General features: G+C 42.2%; 13 protein-coding genes. 12 read left to right on the forward strand and 1 reads right to left on the reverse strand.

The annotated features are described in order from the left end of the window. Positions 1 to 28 precede the first annotated feature (28 nt). From trpD to PCRYO_RS07375, 4 genes are all read left to right on the forward strand, one after another. Entirely contained in the window at positions 29 to 1,168 is a 1,140-nt protein-coding gene (gene trpD / locus PCRYO_RS07360; RefSeq protein WP_011513773.1) for an anthranilate phosphoribosyltransferase, read from the forward strand. A 63-nt stretch (positions 1,169 to 1,231) separates the two neighbouring features. Next, the gene (trpC, locus tag PCRYO_RS07365; RefSeq protein WP_011513774.1) at positions 1,232 to 2,119 is read left to right on the forward strand and encodes an indole-3-glycerol phosphate synthase TrpC; all 888 of its coding nucleotides are present in this window, start codon (positions 1,232 to 1,234) and stop codon (positions 2,117 to 2,119) included. A 103-nt stretch (positions 2,120 to 2,222) separates the two neighbouring features. Next, positions 2,223 to 2,954 (forward strand): Smr/MutS family protein, encoded by a 732-nt coding sequence (locus PCRYO_RS07370; RefSeq protein ID WP_011513775.1) that lies wholly within the window; start codon positions 2,223 to 2,225, stop codon positions 2,952 to 2,954. Positions 2,955 to 3,062: 108 nt separating this feature from the next. Next, entirely contained in the window at positions 3,063 to 3,722 is a 660-nt protein-coding gene (locus PCRYO_RS07375) for a DNA-3-methyladenine glycosylase family protein (protein WP_011513776.1), read from the forward strand. Between the two features lie 21 nt (positions 3,723 to 3,743). Here the strand turns inward: PCRYO_RS07375 and PCRYO_RS07380 are convergent, their stop codons facing one another. Next, a complete protein-coding gene (locus tag PCRYO_RS07380; RefSeq protein ID WP_011513777.1) occupies positions 3,744 to 5,690 on the reverse strand; it encodes a mechanosensitive ion channel family protein in 1,947 nt (648 codons plus the stop codon). A 305-nt stretch (positions 5,691 to 5,995) separates the two neighbouring features. Here PCRYO_RS07380 and PCRYO_RS07385 point away from each other — a divergent pair, with 305 nt between their 5' ends. The 8 genes from PCRYO_RS07385 to PCRYO_RS07420 all read left to right on the forward strand — a co-directional run bounded on the left by PCRYO_RS07385 (position 5,996) and on the right by PCRYO_RS07420 (position 20,616). Continuing rightward, complete coding sequence (locus PCRYO_RS07385) at positions 5,996 to 7,894, forward strand: TonB-dependent receptor plug domain-containing protein (RefSeq protein ID WP_011513778.1); 1,899 nt, start codon at positions 5,996 to 5,998, stop codon at positions 7,892 to 7,894. 358 nt (positions 7,895 to 8,252) lie between these two features. Further along, entirely contained in the window at positions 8,253 to 9,677 is a 1,425-nt protein-coding gene (gene ahcY, locus PCRYO_RS07390; RefSeq protein ID WP_011513779.1) for an adenosylhomocysteinase, read from the forward strand. A gap of 13 nt (positions 9,678 to 9,690) precedes the next feature. Next, positions 9,691 to 10,539, forward strand: coding sequence for a methylenetetrahydrofolate reductase (locus PCRYO_RS07395; protein WP_011513780.1), 849 nt, complete (start codon positions 9,691 to 9,693; stop codon positions 10,537 to 10,539). A 173-nt stretch (positions 10,540 to 10,712) separates the two neighbouring features. After that, positions 10,713 to 11,612 carry a 16S rRNA (uracil(1498)-N(3))-methyltransferase gene (locus PCRYO_RS07400; protein WP_011513781.1) on the forward strand — a complete coding sequence of 300 codons (900 nt, stop codon included), beginning with the start codon at positions 10,713 to 10,715 and terminating at the stop codon, positions 11,610 to 11,612. 233 nt (positions 11,613 to 11,845) lie between these two features. Then, a complete protein-coding gene (locus PCRYO_RS07405) occupies positions 11,846 to 13,570 on the forward strand; it encodes a putative bifunctional diguanylate cyclase/phosphodiesterase (protein WP_105575664.1) in 1,725 nt (574 codons plus the stop codon). Positions 13,571 to 13,897: 327 nt separating this feature from the next. Continuing rightward, positions 13,898 to 15,691 carry an acyl-CoA dehydrogenase C-terminal domain-containing protein gene (locus tag PCRYO_RS07410; protein WP_011513783.1) on the forward strand — a complete coding sequence of 598 codons (1,794 nt, stop codon included), beginning with the start codon at positions 13,898 to 13,900 and terminating at the stop codon, positions 15,689 to 15,691. 292 nt (positions 15,692 to 15,983) lie between these two features. Beyond that, positions 15,984 to 17,768 (forward strand): acyl-CoA dehydrogenase C-terminal domain-containing protein, encoded by a 1,785-nt coding sequence (locus PCRYO_RS07415; protein WP_011513784.1) that lies wholly within the window; start codon positions 15,984 to 15,986, stop codon positions 17,766 to 17,768. 367 nt (positions 17,769 to 18,135) lie between these two features. Then, the gene (locus PCRYO_RS07420) at positions 18,136 to 20,616 is read left to right on the forward strand and encodes a site-specific recombinase (protein WP_011513785.1); all 2,481 of its coding nucleotides are present in this window, start codon (positions 18,136 to 18,138) and stop codon (positions 20,614 to 20,616) included. The last annotated feature ends 14 nt before the right edge of the window (positions 20,617 to 20,630 follow it).

The raw sequence follows: 20,630 nt of genomic DNA on the forward strand, positions 1-20,630 counted from the left end.
AAAATTTAAAATAATAATAAGTGAGAATATGATGACCACTGCTCCTTTGCAGAATGTACTTTCAAACGTAACCCGTACGCCAGAAGATATCCATCAGTTGTCAGATGACAGTATCCATGAGCTACTAACCACCGCATTAGGTAGGATTTTTCAACACATTGATCTGACCTTTGATGAGATGTATCAAGTGATGCTAATCATCATGCAAGGCAGATGTAGTGATGCCATGATGGGTGCTATTTTGACCGGTCTGCGTATGAAAGGCGAATCAATCGATGAGATTACTGCCTCAGCAAGTGCTATGCGTGCATTAGCGTCAAATATCGCCCCAAAAGACTGTGACTATATGGTCGATATCGTTGGTACAGGTGGTGATGGTGCCAACTTATTTAATGTCTCTACAGCGGCAGCGTTGGTAGCAGCAGCAGCAGGTGCACAAGTTGCCAAACATGGTAACCGCGGTGTGTCAAGCAAATCTGGTAGCTCGGACTTGCTTGAGCAAGCTGGTATCAGTCTATCGCTGACGCCTGAGCAAGCGCAAGCCTGTATCGAAGACCAAGGTATTGGCTTTTTATTTGCGCCAAACCACCATAGCGCCATGCGTTATGCCAATCCAGTACGCCGTGAGCTAAAATCTAGAACGATTTTTAATATTTTAGGTCCACTCACCAACCCTGCTGGTACGCCCAATTTGGTGATTGGCGTTTTTACCGCGCAATTATGTGAACCTTTAGCAAAGGTCATGAAAAATCTAGGCGCGCGCCATGTGATGGTCGTCGGTGCAAAAGATGGTTTGGATGAAATAAGTCTCGCAACCTCGACCACGGTGGCTGAATTAAAAGATGGTGAAATTTCTGTCTATGATATGATGCCAGAGGATGCAGGTATTGATTCACAAACCTTGATTGGGCTTGATGTTGACTCACCAGCGCAAAGCCTTGAGCTAATACGTGCCGCTTTGTCAGGCACAGAGACACATGAACGATCAGTGCTTAAAGCGCGCGATATGATTGCGTTAAATGCAGGCGCAGCGATATATACTGCAGGACTTGCAAGCAACTATCCAAACGGTGTGAGCCGAGCACAAAAAATTATCCAAAATGGCGAGGCTTTAGTGAAGCTTGAGTCTTTGGCACAATATACGCAGCAATTGGCAGCCAATGCTTAACTTATAAGTACATAAACCTAGCCATCATAGACTATTTATCTTTAACCATATTTGGATACCGCCATGACTACTAACAAAACAGTTGGCTCACATATTCCTTCAGTATTACAACGTATCGTTGCTACCAAACATGAAGAGGTTGCTGCTGCTCGTAATCTGTTATCACTTGAGGACTTACAAGCGAAAGTCGCGGCAGATAAACAACCTCGTCGCGGTTTTGCCAGTGCCTTGCGCGCCGCTAATATCGGTATTATTGCTGAGATAAAAAAAGCCTCGCCTTCTAAAGGTATTATCAATCACAACTTTGCGCCGGCTTTATTTGCTAAGCAGTATGAGCAATCAGGCGCAAGCTGTCTGTCTGTATTGACAGATCGCGATTACTTCCAAGGTGATGATAGCTACTTGGTCCAAGCACGTGAAGCTTGTAATCTGCCGATATTACGTAAAGATTTTATGATTGATCTCTATCAGATTTATCAGTCATATCTACTTGGCGCAGATTGTATATTACTGATTATGGCTTGCCTTGATGATGCACAGGTGCAAGAGCTACATGCGCTTAGCATCGAGCTTGGTATGGATGTGTTGATAGAAGTGCATACGGCAGAAGAGCTTGAACGTGCCCTACAACTGCCACATTCAGAGCACAATATCTACGGTATCAATAACCGTGACTTAAATACCTTTGATGTGGATTTGCAGACGACACTTGATTTAAAGAACGCCCTATTACGCGAGCTTGCCATTGATGATGCATTTTCTGCTAACTCTAATGATAGCTTGCTACGACCGCTTATCGTGACCGAAAGTGGCATTCACAGCAGTAACGATATCCGCATGATGCTAAGCCATAATATTCAGCACTTTTTAATCGGGGAGCAATTTATGAAAACCGATCATCCTGGACAAGCATTACAATCCTTACTTGCGAGCGTCGCAGCACAGGCGTAAAGTAAGTGAGATAGTTTAGATAAAGCCAATATGAAAATAGTCATTATCTTTATTACTTACTTAATTAATCATTTATTCACTAACCAACGATACATTAATTATTATGTCAAACTCTCTATTTTCAAAAGAAATGCAAGACCAACTTAAAGAGCTTAAAGGTCAATTGAGTAAAGGTCGTGATACCGTGTCACCTGATGGCGACGACGGTAAGCCCACTGAGCCTGTCTCGCTATTGACTCAAAAGCAAGTTAAAAAAACCGTCAAACAGATGGATAGCGAACATATCGATGATGATAAAGTCTTGTTCATGCAAGCGATGAATGGTGTCAATCAACTCGACGATAAAAACGTACGTTCACCTGCCAATGCAGCAAAAGCCAAGAAGCCTGATGCAGCGACACTGTCTAAACGTGCAGCCGCTCAAGGTGGCGAAGCAAGCGACTTGGGCGCTGGTTTATCAGATATGCAGGCTTTATTGAACCCTGTTGCTGGTGAAGCCTACTTATCTTATAAAAACCCTACCTTACAAAACAAAATTTTTACCCAGCTCAAACAAGGTAAATTACGTTGGTATGATGCTGTAGATATTCATGGCTGCACTATTGAAGAAGCGCGTGTAGCAATGACTCAATTACTCAGCCAAGCAAAGCAAAACAATGAAACATCGGTAAAAATCGTCCATGGTAAAGGTAGTGAAGCGATTCTAAAAACTTGCGTCAACGGTTGGTTACGTCAATTACCAGAAGTGTTGGCATTTTGCTCAGCCCCGCCAAAAGATGGTGGTAATGGCGCTGTATTGGTATTATTAAAAAAGAATAAGCCTGATAGCGAGTAAGCTCTTTGGTTTAGGAACAAAAAAGGACTGCAAATAAGCAGTCTTTTTTTATAGCTGTATTTAACCTATATTCAGTAGGTAAATTTAATTATTTAGGACAAGTCTCTCATGGACGTACAAAATACTGAAATAATAAAAACCGTTCAAACAATTGAAAATAATGAACAGCTAAAACTTCACATCGATGCACTTATTGCTATTGAACCAAAATTTTCTTCTATCTATGAGCAAGTAGGTGCTCCAGACTTAAGACGTAATACTGGCGGCTTTGAGCAGCTAATGAGAGCGATAATTGGTCAACAGCTATCTGTAGCGGCGGCTTCCAGCATTTGGAAAAAACTGCTTAATGCTAACCTCACCTCACCGCAAACGATTATTCAGGTAGAAGACGATATATTGCGAACACAAGGGTTATCTAAGCAAAAAATTCGTTATACGCGCTCATTGGTTGAGCATGATATCGACTTTGAAGCATTAACCACCATAAGTGATAAAGAAGTGCTTGAGATACTCACTGCCGTCGTTGGTATTGGCTGTTGGACGGCTGAAATGTACTTATTATTCTCTTTAGGACGAGCTGATGTACTGGCGGTCGATGACTTGGCGATTAAAGTCGCAGCGATGGATTTGCTAGGTCTAGCAGAACGTCCAACACCAAAACAATTAAAAATGGCGACCAAAGATTGGTCGCCACATCGGAGTGCTGCTAGCTTACTACTATGGTCACATTACGGCTGGCTAAATAATAGAAAAGCAGTGCCTTTATAATAGGCTATCTTATTAAATGCTTCATATCTTAGGGAATCTAAAGCTCTTTTTAACCTGCTTGAACTTTAGTTTTGCTAAATTATACCCACGATTTTTATGAATGCGTTTGTATCTATTGTCGATCATATCCTTTTTTAAGCCATCTTTGGGTTTATCTGCGGTCTGCTCATCATCAATAGTATCCACATCTTTGCTTAAATTAACGGCTTCAGGCTTATCAGCAGCAGCATTTTTTTTATCAGCTTTCTTGTCAACCGTCTCGCCTTCTTTACTTTCATGATCTAATTCAGCCTGAAGCTCTGGTTGCTTAACAATCAGCTGCTGTGTTGGCAGGGCATGCTCTACATCATACTTTCTAACTTGCATTAATAGATCAACAAATAACACATCTTGTTTTTCATAGAATTCGATGATACCAGTGGCATTGATATAGGCTTGCAATTGAATAATATAACAATCTTGACGCAACTCTAAGATATTGACTTGGTTCCATTCTTGATTGGTTAATTCATGCTCATCCAAAAACGTATCCAAGTGCTTGACCATTTTAAACACAACATCGATATCAGCGGTACGCTTGATATATAGCTGATGCAAAAAGCGGAACATATCACGCGAGGTAAAGTTTTCAATTTGCATCGATGAAAAATCACCATTAGGTACTGTGACGATAGTGCGAGTCAAAGTACGCACGCGCGATGAGCGAATACCAATATCAATAACAGTACCTTCATAGGTACCAAACTTGCAATAATCACCGATACGTACGGGCGAATCTGCCACTACTACCACACTACCGACTAAGTTTTCGATGGTCTTTTGCGCACCTAATGCTAACGCTAAACCACCGACACCTAGTGCCGCAATACCCGTCGTTAAGTCAAAGCCCAAGTTACCAAAAGTGACAATGACTGCAAATATCAATAGCAGTGCTTTGACGACTTTGCGTAGTAGCCCCAAAATTGAGACCCGTTCAGTATAGTTTTTCTTATAGCTTAAGTTCACTGCACGGGTAAATAATGCATCGATAATGCGTAATAACAACCACGTTATCGCCACCCACGAAGCAATCTCGGCGAAACGGTTGACAGGCTCGCGCAGGGTCACTGACACGCCCGCATAAACCATCACCTCAGATAAAATCAGCGCCATAATCACCACCGCTAGCGGCAATATCACTTTATCTGGCAATGGTAGCGGTACATCACGGACACGAGGGTAAGTGATTTCTAATAAATGATACAATAGCCATACTGCGATGTACGTGAACAAAAAACTACTGATAGTAATCATTAAAGCGGCTACCAAATCAGCCAACTGATAACCAAAAAGCTTTTTGCCTTCCAACGAGTCAATGGTATAACGAGAAACCAAAGTCGGCTCATAGTTCTCTATCGCCTCTGGTATTGAGCTGAGTGTATCGGTAGAAAACTGCCAATATTGCTCACCTTCTTTTGACACCACTCTTTCAAGTAATAGAGGAATGCTGGCATCACTGACTTTGATGACACCTACATTTTCTTGGCTTGGCGGTAGCTGATCGGTCAAATTGCCTTCAGGCGTATTATTAATCTGTAGATCAGCCTGAAAACGACCACCTGCATCGAGGGCTTGCTTGAACTGTCGTACAATGGTTGTGGGATTATCAGATTTAGATAGATTTAAGTAATTACTCGCCAGCAAATAATCATTTTCACCCAATGCTGCAATAAATCCTTGCACCGTATGCCGAGGCGTATCGCGTCCGAATGAATCAGGTATCGATGTGCCATCCCCTTCCTCAGTCTTAGTCCCACCCACACCCAGTATGCTCGTCTCAGCTGCCAACGCACTAGGCTGCGAGAGGATACTAAGTGCCATAGCAACGAGTAGTGTTATCACGATTAATGGTAATTTCATCAATGACATCGATAAAGATGGCACGGTAGTGGTATTCAGACGATGTTTAATAAACAAAACAAACCTCATGGCTTTATGAATGGCATAACGAAAAACGGGAAAAATCTGCCCTATAATAACAATTATGATGGTCAAAAATATCACTAGTGAATAAAAAAATGATAAATAGCTTGTCCCTTGCTTAAAACAATCAAAGATAGCTAATAGTGAATAATATTCACCCTATGATGAATAAACATTAGGTGAAAGTGGTTTATAAATGAGGTGCTTTTATAGATAATAACGCCATGTATTTTATTTATTACTTTTTGTAATTTTTAGCTGCTCAGATTTCACTTCTGTAACTTCTTTATTTGATTAATTTGGAATTCAACATGGTTTTATCACGTTCATCTTCAACCACTTATCTGCGGTTGTGTATTTTAAGCGCATTTGGCGCATTTGCTATGAGCGCTAACGCCGCTACTGACGTCAATGTCATCAGTGATAGCGAGCTACCACAAGTTGAGCTTGATAAAATTGTAGTCACCGCCACTCGTACACCGACTAAAACCAGCAATGTCATTGCTCAGACTCGCGTCATTGATCAAGAAGACTTGAAACGCTTCCAAGGTCAAAATGCCCTTGATATCATCAAACGTCAGCCAGGTATCAGTCATTATACCAATGGCGGGCCTGGTACCACCTCAAACTTTTATATGCGTGGATATGATAATAAGCAAATATTGGTGCTTATTGATGGGGTACGCTATAGCTCAATTAGTGCTGGCGGCGCAACATTAAGCTTACTGCCTGCTGATCAAATCGATCGTATTGAAATATTATATGGTGCTTCTGGCTCTAGTATTTATGGTTCAGACGCAATCGGCGGCGTGATTCAAGTGTTTACTAAAGGCTCAAACATTGAAAAGAGTCAGGTTTCTATTACTGCAGGTATAGGCTCACATAATGAATATCTATATGGCGCTAGTGCTCAACTTAACAGTGGCAATGGCACGACAATGAGTTTATCAGCCAGCCATAATGAGACGGATGGCATCAATGCGACCTTACCAAATGCCTATGGTTATAATAGCGATGATGACGGCTTTAAAAGCGATAACGTTAGCTTAGCGTTAACTCAGCGTATCAATGAACAATGGTTAACCGGTGCAAGCGCCTTATATAGCAAATCGACCACAGATTATGACGATGGTGCAGCAAACGCCTATTCAAAACAAGAAAACGGTTCTGCGCAAGCGTTTGTTGATTGGCGTTATATGCCTGGTTCTTCTGTCAAATTACAGTATGGTCATTCTATTGATAAGAGTGATAACTACGGTAGCTTCCCTGGTGTTTTTGATACCAAACAAAATCAAGTTAGCCTAGTAGGTCAGCATAAGTTTCAAGTTGGTCAAGGCATATATGGCCTTGAATACCTTAACCAAGGGCTTGATAGTACTGCCTATACCGTTGATGACCGTGACGTGAAAAGCGCATTCTTAGGCTATCTATTGGCCAAAAATCAATTCGATGCTCAAGCCAACGTGCGCTTTGATGACAACTCACAATATGGTGGTGAGACGACTTACAACCTAGGTGGTGCCTATCACATTAATCCTAACCTACGCGCTGGTGCCAACTACGCCAAAGGCTTTCGTGCGCCTACTTTTAATGACTTATACTATCCGGGTTCAGGTAATACTAATTTGAAACCTGAAACCAGCGATAACTATGAAGCTTTTGTTGAATACGATACTGTATTACAGTCGACACGTCTAACAGGCTATCACAACAAAGTTGATGATCTAATTGGCTATGTTGCAAAACCTACACCTGGCAATCCTTGGGGCGGTAGCAGTGAAAACGTTGATAGAGCTAAAATTGAAGGTATTACCTTAACTTCAGATTGGGTTGTTGATAGCTATTTATTTGGTGGTAGCTATGACTATCAGCAAGCAAAAAATGCCAGTGGCGGTGCGAGCGATGGTAATTTCCTTGCCATTCGTCCTGAACATAAAGGTCTGGTATATGCAGGCTACCGCTTACCAAGCTTAGATGTTCGTGCAGAATACCAATATGTTGGTGATTATTATAGTGGTGTCGCTAATACAGACTCACAGTTAGTCGATTCTTACGGTTTATTGAATATCAGCGGTAACTATAAACTCACTGATAATCTATCTATGACTGCTCGTTTAAATAATATTGCGAATAAAAAATATATTACTCTACCGGGTTATAATACTGATGGTATTAACTTCTTCACCTCTTTAACCTATAATTGGTTCTAGGGTGATTTAGAATCACACTGAACTGGTATTATTCATTTAAATGAGAAAAGGTCATCCAACGATGGCCTTTTTTATGGATGTCAATCACATAAAACGATATTGCGTGTCATCACTACTTACCATTTATATCAGTCAATAGGTGACAAATTACACATCATCTATTACAATAATCACCCTCCGAGAGGTGTTGCACCATAATATCTGATCTTGCAAATAGGCTTTAGAGCCATGCTAATCAGTGGTTATGTTAGGCTCGGCAACTGTTGAATAATCTTTCTCATGATTGTTGACAGCGCAAATAACGGCACCTGCGTTATTATTCTTTTTATCATACATTAACCACTGATAGGAGCATATTATGGACGCAGTGTCTAACACCCCATCTGCCCATACGATCGACCCCTCTTTCACTGACTATAAAGTCGCCGACATCAGCCTAGCTGATTACGGCCGCCGTGAAATCACTCTAGCCGAAGCCGAAATGCCTGCCCTTATGGGTTTGCGTCGTCGCTACGAAGCCGATCAGCCGCTTAAAGGCGCAAAAATCGCTGGCTGTATCCACATGACCATCCAAACCGCCGTACTTATCGAGACACTAGTCGCGCTAGGTGCTGAAGTACGCTGGACATCATGTAACATCTTCTCAACTCAAGACCATGCTGCTGCTGCGATTGCTGCTGCTGGTATCTCTGTTTACGCTTGGAAAGGCGAAACCGAAGAAGAGTACGAATGGTGCTTACGTCAACAAATCCACGTTGGTGGTGAAGAATCAGGTCAGCTTTGGGATGCTAACTTAATCTTGGATGACGGCGGTGATTTGACTGCTTTGATTCATAACGATTATGCCGAGCTTCTTGATAACATCCATGGTATCTCAGAAGAAACCACCACTGGTGTCCATCGCTTGGTTGAAATGCTTGGTAAAGGTACGCTTAAAGTACCCGCTATCAACGTTAATGACGCGGTTACTAAGTCTAAAAACGATAATAAATACGGCTGCCGTCATAGTTTAAATGATGCCATCAAACGTGCTACCGACATGTTCCTTGCTGGTCGCCGCGCCTTAGTTATCGGTTATGGCGATGTGGGTAAAGGCTCTACGCAAAGTCTACGTCAAGAAGGCATGATTGTCCGTGTCTCAGAAGTCGATCCTATCTGTGCCATGCAGGCTTGTATGGACGGCTTTGAAGTATTGTCACCTTATATCAACGGCGATAACACTGGCGGCGCAGAAAACATCAATACGCGTCTGTTAGAAGATACCGACATGATTGTTACCACTACTGGTAACTACCATGTTTGTGACAGACATATGCTTGCAGCATTGAAGCCTGGTGCAGTCGTTTGTAACATCGGTCATTTTGACACCGAAATTGACACCCAATTTATGCGTGACAACTGGCGCTGGGTTGAGATTAAACCACAAGTGCATCAAATCTTCCGCTCAGACGACGAAAATGATTACTTGATTTTGCTTGCTGAAGGTCGTTTGGTAAATTTGGGTAATGCTACTGGTCACCCATCGCGCGTGATGGACGGCTCATTTGCTAACCAAGTATTGGCACAAATGTATCTGTATGAAGAAAAATTTGCTGACTTGCCAGCTGATACACGTACTGAAAACTTATACGTCAAAGTGTTACCGAAAAAGCTAGACGAAGAAGTTGCCGCTGCGATGGTTGCTGGCTTTAATGGTACGCTAACCAAGTTGACTGAAAAGCAAGCTGAGTATTTAGGCGTACCTGTTGAAGGTCCATTTAAGCCTGACGCTTATAAATACTAAAAGGAGTCAGACTGTGACTAAGCCTGCTTTCTCCTTTGAGTTTTTCCCAGCCAAAACCGAGCAAGGACACGAAAAGCTCCTCAGCACTTATGATGAGCTGAATAAGCTGTCACCTGCGTACTTTTCGGTGACCTATGGTGCTGGTGGTTCAACTCGTAGCCGCACTTTAGATATTGTCCAAGCCTTATGCGCGCGCGGTGAGACTGATATTGCGCCGCATATGTCTTGTATTGGCGATGATAAAAGTGAAATTGCCGAGTTACTTGAGCATTACAAAAGCTTGGGCATCAAACGTTTGGTCGCATTACGTGGCGATTTGCCTTCAGGTCAAGTAGGCATGGGCGAGCTGCCGTTTGCATTAGATTTGGTCAAGTTCATCCGTGAGCATTCGGGCGATCATTTCCATATCGAAGTAGCCGCCTATCCTGAGATGCATCCACAAGCGCGTAGCTTTAAGCTTGATGTCGACAACTTGGTCAATAAATATCAAGCTGGCGCCAATGCTTCGATTACCCAGTTTTTCTACAACGCTGATAGCTACTTGTATCTGCGTGAGAGCTTAGAAAAACGCGGTATTGATACCGTAGCACAGCCATTGGTTGCTGGCATTATGCCCATCACCAACTCTAGCAATCTGATGCGTTTTGCTGACAGCTGTGGCGCCGATATTCCGCGTTATGTACGTAAGCAATTGGCTGACTTTGGTGATGATAGTAAGGCGATTCGCGAGTTTGGCTTTGAAGTGGTCTATCGTCTGTGTGAGCGTTTAATTAGCGAGGGTGTACCTGCCATGCATTTTTATAGCATGAATAAGGTTGAGCCAAACAAGCGCTTAATTGAAGCCTTAGGCTTGATTGCTTAAATATTTACCGAATGTATTGCTTAATGACTGGCGTTCCTAGGAGCGCCAGTCTTTTTTGGTATGGGAATTGCAGTTATGCGAATTCCATTATTGACAATCCCTTTACCCACTCAAATGATATTCTGCTAAGATATTTAAAAATATCATGACCCCCATTATAGGAATAAGTAATTTTGCGACGTTTCTTTTATGCCACTAATAGCAACATTAGTAATGACGTTACCAATGAAAAGGCTGCGACCTACCCTCAGCTTAGCACCTTGCCTATCGGTGCCAGCGTCGAATTAACCGAAAGTATCATCCATCATTGGTGCCGTGTATTACGCGCTAATATTGGCGATAAAGGTATCTTATTTGACGGTTTTGGCGGTGAATATCAGGTACAGATACTGACCATCAGTAAAAAAAACGCGACTGTGACCCTGCTTTCTCACACAAATAATGATAATAGTGCACCAATATTTACCAAAATCGGGCTGGTAATGAGTCGTGGCGAACGGATGGATTACGCCATTCAAAAATCTACCGAGCTTGGCGTCACTGCCATCCAATTGCTAAGCAGTCATCATGGCGAGGTCAACCTGAAGCCTGCCCAAGTCGAAAAAAAGCTTGCTCATTGGCAGCAGGTTGCGATTGCTGCCTGTGAGCAATGCGGTCTTAACCGTCCACCGCTTATTATTGCGCCTATTCCCATTAACGATTGGCTTAAGCCTATCACAACGACCACGCCTGTGAAGATAGAAGCGACTATCAGCTCTATGGTTACCACCCTTAGTCAGGATGCTTATTATCAAGTATTACAACAACCCGCTGATTTGCGTCTACAGCTTAGTGTACCAGCGGCAGGACAACCTGCTATGCCTGATTCGCTACTATCGGTATTACAGCAACCAGTGCCTTATATTGAATTGTTGATTGGTCCTGAAGGTGGCCTAAGTGCTAACGAATGCGCTCAAGCAGCAGACGTTGGTTTTGAGCCTTGGCAAATTGGCACAAGGGTATTACGAACAGAAACTGCGCCAGTAGTCGCCTTGGCAACATTGCAAGCGCTGTTGCCACGTGTCAATCCTTAGTAGCAGTGCAAAGCGTTATATAGTCAGTTCACAATAAAAGATACAAATGAAATAGCGTTTTACTGAGACAAATTTCGCTTGCTGTGCACTATGCGTATGAGCACCACAGTCTTCAAAAATTTGTCCTAGTAGCACTGTATCTTTTTAAACTGCACTAATTACATTAAAACAGCGCTAATTGCCAATACGAAAAGCTCTCTTTATCGATTTACCTCTAATTTATGAGTTCATTTATGACTGCTTTTACACCAATGCCACTGGCGGATAAACAGCAATTATTGGTCAAACTTTGTGAACAATATGAAGATGCTATCTTTATATTGGATGCAAATTTGTATTATTTATCGGTCAATGCAACTTATGAGCGCATGATCGGTTATACGGAAGATTTTTTACTTGGGCGTCCACTTGGTATATACGCGGCTGAATTTTTATCAGAAGAAGAAAGATCTATTCTAGTAGATATTGCTGAACACTTAGACAGTCAAGGTTTTTATGAAAACGACTTTTCAATGCCAAATCGCTACGGAGATCTTCTAGATTGTTATATGACCTATCGAAAAATAAAAATAGGTCATACTATTTATTACGTTGGTATGGTTAGAGATATGTCTGCCGTGGTAAAAAATAAAAAACAAGTAGCACACTTGTTAAACTACGACCAATTAACTGAACTGCCTAACCGCAAAGTATTTTTGAGCCAAACTAGCGACTTGTTACTGGATAGCTATCAAGAAGTTATCATTGTACGTTTAAATATTGATCGCTATCGCAGCCTTGCAAGCTTACTGGGTCCCGATGGTATCAATAGCTTAATAAAAAAATTTGTGACACGCATCAAAGACCTAAAACTCGGTTGTTTGCGCTGTTTCTCTCATTTTGGCGGTGATGATTTTGCTTTACTGTTTGAGTGTAGTGATGCCAATATGGTGCGCCATCAACTAGATATTTTAATGCAAATGTGTGAGCGTCCTTTCTTTATTAGTGATAATGGAGCCACAAATACCGAGGTGTATTGTCATGTCTCTGTCGGGGTCAGTTACTATCCTGAAAATGATAATGAGTTTATCGGCTTATTAACCAAAGCTGAAAGAGCATTAAATTATGTCAAGCAGCAAGGTGGCGACGATGTCTTTTGGTATAACAACTCCCTTCTTGAGCTCAATGCTGATCATTTACAATTAGAATATGAGCTTAAAAAAGCCACTAACGAAGGTCAGTTTATCGCCTATTATCAACCCAAATTCGCCCTAGATACAGGTGATATTTCAGGCTTTGAAGCTTTGGTACGCTGGCAGCATCCCATTCGCGGATTGCTGCAACCTATTGATTTTATTGATGCCATTCTCTCTCACAAATTATCGCTTGAGTTGTTCTCTCAAGTTGCAACCCAAATCGCTGAACAATTAACCATTTGGCAAAAACTTGGCTTTGACCAACATATCTGTATCAATGCCGATGCCGCTGAATTCAGCAATCCAGAATTTTTTGATGTGGTCAGTAATTTACTGGCACAGCATCAAATTGCCGCGCACCAATTACATATTGAGGTGACAGAATCTTCTTTGATGAAGCGCCACTCTAATGTTAAAGAACAGCTAAATTCGTTAAAAGCGCTAGGGGTTTGCTTGGCTTTAGATGACTTTGGTACCGGCTATGCTTCTTTGAGTTATCTGCAAGAATATCCCTTTGACTTCATTAAAATCGATAAAAGTTTCATCTCTAAAATTACCGCAGACAAAACTCAACGTGCCATTGTTAACGCTATTTTGGCATTAGCAGAAGCACTGGATATGCAGGTCATCGCAGAAGGTATCGAAAATGAGCAACAGCGCGATTTGCTCTTGGCTATGGGTTGCCAGTATGGTCAAGGCTATTGGTTTGGCAAACCTATGTCTGCTGAAGTTACAACCAACATGTTAATGCAACAACATTTGTCTAAAAATAGCAATGATTAGAGAGCGAGTATAAAACACCCTCATATCGTTCCTCTACCATATCGATAAACGCGCTTAGCGTGTAGGCTATATTGTACATAGGATGCAAGATAGGTTGATGACTTATCAGTATTGTCTCCAAACTTGTATATTTTCCAGTGAACGCCTATCTTTTACCAAGAATTTACAGATACGGTCTTAATTCTTTTCTCAATGTTATTTCATATGATCGGTATCGTTGTTTGTTAATAATGCAGACACACTCCATGCCAGCAAGATACTAGCAACTCAGACTTACAACAGTCATCCCATCGCTGTCGGTCATATACCAAAAAAGGACAGGAAGTTATGCAATACAAAGCACCCTTACGTGATATCCAATTCGTGATGCATGAGTTACTTGACAGCGAAAGCCATTATAAAACCTTACCAGCATTCCAAGAAGCAGATCGTGAGCTAATGGACAGTCTGTTTGAGATGGCCGCAAGCTTTGCTGAAAATGAGCTATCACCATTGAATCAAAGTGGTGACGCTGAAGGCTGCCAATTTAACAATGGTCAAGTTACCACGCCAAAAGGCTTTAAAGAAGCATACAAAGCGTATTGTGAGCTTGGCTTCCCAGCCCTATCTGCTGAAGAAGACTTCGGCGGTCAAAACATGCCGTTTTCATTATCGACAGTCATTAATGAAATGGTTGGTACGGCTAACTGGTCATTCTCTATGTACCCTGGTTTATCTCATGGTGCCATTCAAACCATCGAGCATCACGGTACAGACGAGCAAAAACAAACCTACCTAGAAAAAATGGTCAGCGGCGAATGGTCAGGCACCATGTGCTTGACTGAAGCACATGCAGGTTCTGATTTGGGTATTATCCGAACCAAAGCCGAGCCTAAAGAAGATGGTAGCTATAGCATCACTGGTCAAAAAATCTTTATTTCAGCTGGTGAGCATGACTTAACGGATAATATCATTCACATTGTATTGGCTCGTCTACCAGGTGCGCCTGCTGGTACAAAAGGCATCTCACTGTTTATCGTTCCTAAGGTAACGGTCAACGAAGATGGCAGCCTAGGTGAAAACAATAACGTCGTTTGTGGCTCTATCGAACACAAAATGGGCATCAAAGCCTCAGCCACGTGCGTGATGAATTTTGATGGCGCAACAGGTTATCTGATTGGCCCAGAAAACCGTGGTCTACAGTGCATGTTTACCTTTATGAACGTGGCGCGTATTGGTACCGCAGTGCAAGGTTTAACAGCAGCAGAATATGCATTCCAAGGCTCATTGACTTATGCCAAAGATCGTCTAGCGATGCGTTCATTATCTGGTGTTAAAGCCCCTGAAAAAGTCGCTGACCCTATCATTGTACATCCAGCGGTTCGTAACATGCTGTTGACTGAAAAAGCCTTTGCTGAAGGTGGCCGTGCTTTAGTCTATTACCTCTCACATTTTGCCGATACTGTCGCAAAAGGCGAAGGCGATGCGCTTAAATTTGCTGACCAAATGCTGTCATTATTGACGCCTATTGCTAAAGCGTTCTTGACAGAAACTGGTCTAGAAGCAGCCAACCATGGCGTACAGGTTTATGGTGGTCACGGCTTTATCAGTGAATGGGGTATGGAGCAAAACGTCCGTGATACGCGTATTGCATGTCTTTACGAAGGTACTACTGAAATCCAAGCGCTTGATCTATTAGGTCGTAAAGTATTGGGCTCACAAGGCAAGCTGCTAGCAAACTTCGTCAAAATCATCCAGACATTCTGTGAAGAAAACAAAGAAAACGACGAGATGGGTCAATTCATTCGCCCACTTGCCAAACATCTTAAAGAATGGGGTGATTTGACTGCACGCATCGGCATGCAAGCGACTGAAAACCCAGATGCGGTTGGCGGCGCGGCGGTCGATTATATGTATTTCAGCGGTTATGTGACGCTAGCCTATTTATGGGCACGCATGGCATTAGTGGCACAAACTGAACTTGCTAACGGTAGTAGCGAACAAGCCTTCTACGACGCGAAAGTAAAAACCGCACAGTTCTACTTTGCCAAACTGTTGCCACGTACCACCACTCACGTACAGCGTATCAGCACTGGTGTTGAGCCGTATATGAGCATGGATGTTGATCAATTTGCGTTTTAATTAACACCAAAAAATATTGATTGATCATTTTTTTGTAGCGCTAAATAATGTATTTTCTATCGGCAACATACTAAGGTGTGTTGCCGATTTTATTTACTATCACTTAACATCTGCCATAGTCATTTTTTAAATAAAATAATCCATACTTTTGGTGTACGCATAATTCACGAACAAATACACCCGTGCGCAAGCTAATTTGCTAAACTTTAATAATGAATATTAATCCCAACTCAAAAGATCTCTTATAAATTTGTTCAACTCACTGTTATTTATTTGAACCAAAGGAATGTTTATGGCTGTTTATAATGCCCCTCTTAATGACATGCGCTTTATCTTAAATGATGTGTTTAACGCGCCTAAATTTTGGCAAAATAACGAGAATCTTGCTCATGTCGATATGGAAACGGTCGATATGATTTTGGAAGAAATGGCAAAACTGACAAAAAACGTTTTGTTACCTATCAACCGTAGCGGTGATGAAGAAGGCGCAACCTTCCAAGGTGATGGCGTCGTTACGACTCCAACTGGCTTTAAAGAAGCTTATAAGCAGTATGCTGAATCTGGCTGGGTTGGCTTAAGTGGTAATTCTGAATACGGTGGTCAAGGTTTCCCAAAAATGGTGACTATGCTGACTGAAGAGATGGTATTCACTGCCAACCAATCATTCGCTCTCTACCCTAACCTGACCGTTGGTGCAACATTGTGCCTAAACGCGGCTGCCTCTGAAGAGCAAAAGCAAACTTACTTAGAGAAAATGTACAACGGCGAATGGGCTGGCACCATGTGCTTGACAGAGCCACATGCTGGTACTGACTTGGGTATCATCAAAACCAAAGCTATTCCTAATGATGACGGTAGCTATGATATCTCTGGTACCAAAATCTTTATCACTGGCGGTGAGCATGACCTAACTGACAATATCATTCATCTGGTACTGGCAAAAACACCGAATGCACCAGAAGGCTCAAAAGGTATTTCACTATTTGTCGTACCGAAATTCTTGGTCAATGAAGATGGCAGCTTAGGCGAGCGCAACACCTTAGCAGTCGGCTCTATCGAGCATAAAATGGGTATCAAAGCCTCTGCCACTTGTGTGATGAACTTTGATAGCGCCAAAGGCTGGATGGTTGGTGCAGAAAACACGGGTCTGTCATCAATGTTCATTATGATGAACTATGAGCGTGTCACCATGGGTCTACAAGGGCTTGGTGGTTCTGAGCTTGCTTATCAAAATGCGGCGTTATATGCCAATGACCGTGGTCAAGGTCGTAGCGATACCCAACTGCAAAGCCCAGAAAAACCAGCAGATGCCATCATTCATCATGCCGATGTACGCCGTATGCTATTGAATGCCAAAGCCAACACTGAAGCGTCACGCTGCTTTGCGATGTACGTTGCCAAAAACCTTGATGAAGAGAAATTTAGTACCGATCCAGAGGCCGCTCAAGCTGCTGCCGCACGTGTTGCTCTATTGACGCCAGTGGCTAAAGCATTCTTGACTGACAAAGCACTAGAAGCCACTATTGATTGCCAGCAAGTATTTGGCGGTCATGGCTATATACGTGAATGGGGTATGGAGCAAATCGTTCGTGATACGCGTATCGCCCAGATCTATGAAGGTACCAATGGTATTCAAGCGCTTGATTTACTAGGTCGTAAAGTGGCGAAAAATAACGGCAAATACGTTACCCATTTCTTAGGTGAAATTCGTGATTTTGTCAATAATATGCAAGCAGAGCACGGTATCAAGCAAGCGACGCTAGATGCTGCTGATACAATTGAAGCACTAACCACAACGGTGCTCAATAATATTGGTGAGCGTAAGAATGAAATTAACGGCTGTGCGGTTGATTATATGCATGCCTTTGGTTACCTAGCCTACTCGTATATGTTTGCGTTGATGGTTGAGGCGGCCAATGGCAAAGAAGGTGAGTTTTACACCAATAAAGCCAAGCTTGCTGATTATTTCGTTGGTCGTATCTTGCCACGTATCGATGCCCATGCTCAGATGGTTGAAGCTGGTAGTGATCCGATGATGAACTTTGACCTGAATTACTTTGACGTACCTGCTAGCTAATTGGTTACTTTTATAATAAAGTAAGCCCTGCCGCACTATGATTAAGGGGACAGTCACGCTACTGTCCCTTTTTTTGCCAAAAATATCTTCATAAAATTGACACAATAGTCATCAAAATACCTGCTAACAAAATAGTTGACTATTGATGAGCCGTTACGATTAAAATAACGCAAAACCAGATGCCTTAAACTTAATAAAAATATACTAAAACTTATAAATGAGGGCGCAGTAAATTAACAAGCGGTAAATTAATAAAGATATGTACCGCCACAGTGATAATTACAGCCAGTCACTAAAAGAAGAATATGTCTTATTTCACATACTACATAATAACGATGATTGAAATAACTACCATAAGGGATACGATGTGTCAGAGATAAAACACATTTTACAACAGATTACTGCCTTAAGTGATGTACCAGATCCCGCGGTACTTAAGCGCTTAATCGATGAGCTACGAGTAAGTGATAAAGAGCCTACTTTAGCCAATCAGAATATTCAAAATCTTATTGAGGTTTTACGTCAGCATCCAGAATATGGCGATGGGCTGTCGAGTTTCGTCCTAAAACTTATTATCGAATACCGCCAGATCGCTCTTTATACCGATACTGGCATTATGTCAGATCAGGGTTTCTTTTACAGTTTGCGCCGTTTGATTGGTCATCGTTTTTTGCCACTACTGCCACAAGAAGATTCTGTCGTAGAATTGGTCGGTTATTTATTTGATAAACGCTCTGATGAGCGCTGGCTTGCCCATATCGAAAAAGAAAAATGGGATGAGCTGGTCGGGCTACTCAAAGTCCATGAGCAGCATCTAAACTTAGTTGCGACGGCAAAAAACAGTATTTTGAACGCGATTATCATTTTATCGTATCGTATCAGCGGTATTGGCTTGCATCCAGATTTGATGGAATCTTACCCGCAAATGCTGAATTATTCAGCGTCGTTTGTGGCACAAAATCAAGAAGCAGTCTTGTACGTCAATCAGTACCGAGAAGCACATGAGCTCGACACCTTAACTGATATCATTCCCGAAAAAGCTGTGGATCCAGCGCCTCTATTGGTCATGATTGAGCAATGCGAAGACATCGTTGCCACCATACGCAAGCGCATTTACAAAACCGGTATCTCTATTCGCCTAACCAACATGATGCTACGCTTAGATCAAAGCTTACAGCGCATGCGTATATTGACTGAGCTGGTAGCAAACAACTACGATAAGCGCGATCGGGCAATAATTGAGTTGATTCAAGCGCTGATTACGACTGCCAGTCATCGTTATAGTATTGGCTATTTGATTGACAATAATACTAAGCTGCTATCGCGAAAAGTCACTGAAAACGCCAGCCGCGTTGGCGAACACTATATTAGTACTGATAAATCCGGTTATCAGAAGATGTTTAAAAAAGCCTCTATCGGTGGCTTTATCATTGCTTTTATGGCGACGACTAAGATATTGGCATATCACTTAGCTCTCGCACCAATGGGTCGCGCCTTTGTCAATAGTATGATTTATGGTTTGGGCTTTGTTTTCATCCACATCGTCCATGGTACAGTCGCTACCAAACAGCCTGCCATGACAGCGGCAGCTATCGCCTCAACCATATCAGACAGCTCGGGTAAAAAGTCCCATCAGTTAAATAAGCTGTCTGAATTGGTGGTCGATATTTTACGCACCCAGTTCATTGCCATCATGGGTAATATTATGATGGCTATACCAGTCGCCTTGATCATCTCTTTTGCTTGGTTGCAATATACTGGCGCGCCGATGATTGATACCGATAAGGCGGCTCACCTACTTCATGATCTCGACCCTTTTCGCTCACTAGCTTTGCCACATGCTGCCATTGCTGGGGTATATTTATTCTTATCGGGTCTGATTGCTGGCTATTATGATAATTTGGCGGTCTACAACCAGATAGGCGCCCGTATTCAGCGTCATAAGCTATTACAGTATTTATTGCCCAAAGCATGGCTACAACGTTTAGGCGGCTTTATAGAAGCCAATCTTGGTGCCATCATGGGCAACTTTATCTTTGGGGTTTTCCTAGGAAGTACTGCAACGATTGGTTTCTTATTTGGCTTACCAATTGATATTCGCCATATTGCCTTTGCTTCAGCGAACTTGGCTCATGGCTTATTTAATATGTCGTCCAATCAGCTAGAGTGGCAAGTGGTGCTGCTTTCTGTCTTTGGCGTCTTACTTATCGGTATGGTCAACTTGATCGTCAGTTTCTCACTGGCACTTCTTGTCGCTTTACGCTCAAAAGAGGTGAAATTCGTTGATTGGAGTCGCTTAACTAAGCAACTCTTCAGCCACTTAATGACGCATCCTTCTGACTTTTTCTGGCCACGCGACAAACCGATGAAGTATGCACGTATTGATAGCCAAGGTCAGATGATTTTCGATGATACCGCATCACAAAATAGCAATCAGCCACTTCCTAAAAACTATGTGGTAAGGCGCTTATCTGATGTCAAAGTGCTCCCAAAAGCCTTGCAGAAGAAAATAGAAGGACAGCAGGCGGTCACTGATATACATTATACTAATCCATCAGCAGAGCATCAGCTGAGTCCTGAACTAAACAACCGCGAAGCTCATATTACCGTCAATAAACCAGCCATACATAAAACCATTGAGCTTGATGATGGTCTGACAGAGGAAGCACTTAGCAGCGTCCCTTATAGTCAGGATATTCAATATGGTAAAACGCATGCTGCTTTTGATGAGAATAATCAGACGGTATCTGATGCGATTAGTCAAGACAGCACTGCTGATAACAAAGTTGCAGGCGACGCCAAAACGCCACTACCTAAACCAAAAAAGCCACCAAATCTACCCAGTTAATGGGTTAATTTGAT

This window comes from Psychrobacter cryohalolentis K5, assembly GCF_000013905.1.
In the GTDB taxonomy this organism is placed as follows: Bacteria; Pseudomonadota; Gammaproteobacteria; order Pseudomonadales; family Moraxellaceae; genus Psychrobacter; species Psychrobacter cryohalolentis.

What these genes read in the sequence shown, in the direction of transcription:
- trpD (WP_011513773.1), top strand. Translation starts at nt 29, where the DNA reads ATGATGACCACTGCTCCTTTGCAGAATGTACTTTCAAACGTAACCCGT.
- trpC (WP_011513774.1), top strand. Translation starts at nt 1,232, where the DNA reads ATGACTACTAACAAAACAGTTGGCTCACATATTCCTTCAGTATTACAA.
- PCRYO_RS07370 (WP_011513775.1), top strand. Translation starts at nt 2,223, where the DNA reads ATGTCAAACTCTCTATTTTCAAAAGAAATGCAAGACCAACTTAAAGAG.
- PCRYO_RS07375 (WP_011513776.1), top strand. Translation starts at nt 3,063, where the DNA reads ATGGACGTACAAAATACTGAAATAATAAAAACCGTTCAAACAATTGAA.
- PCRYO_RS07380 (WP_011513777.1), bottom strand. Translation starts at nt 5,690, where the DNA reads ATGAGGTTTGTTTTGTTTATTAAACATCGTCTGAATACCACTACCGTG.
- PCRYO_RS07385 (WP_011513778.1), top strand. Translation starts at nt 5,996, where the DNA reads ATGGTTTTATCACGTTCATCTTCAACCACTTATCTGCGGTTGTGTATT.
- ahcY (WP_011513779.1), top strand. Translation starts at nt 8,253, where the DNA reads ATGGACGCAGTGTCTAACACCCCATCTGCCCATACGATCGACCCCTCT.
- PCRYO_RS07405 (WP_105575664.1), top strand. Translation starts at nt 11,846, where the DNA reads ATGACTGCTTTTACACCAATGCCACTGGCGGATAAACAGCAATTATTG.
- PCRYO_RS07410 (WP_011513783.1), top strand. Translation starts at nt 13,898, where the DNA reads ATGCAATACAAAGCACCCTTACGTGATATCCAATTCGTGATGCATGAG.
- PCRYO_RS07415 (WP_011513784.1), top strand. Translation starts at nt 15,984, where the DNA reads ATGGCTGTTTATAATGCCCCTCTTAATGACATGCGCTTTATCTTAAAT.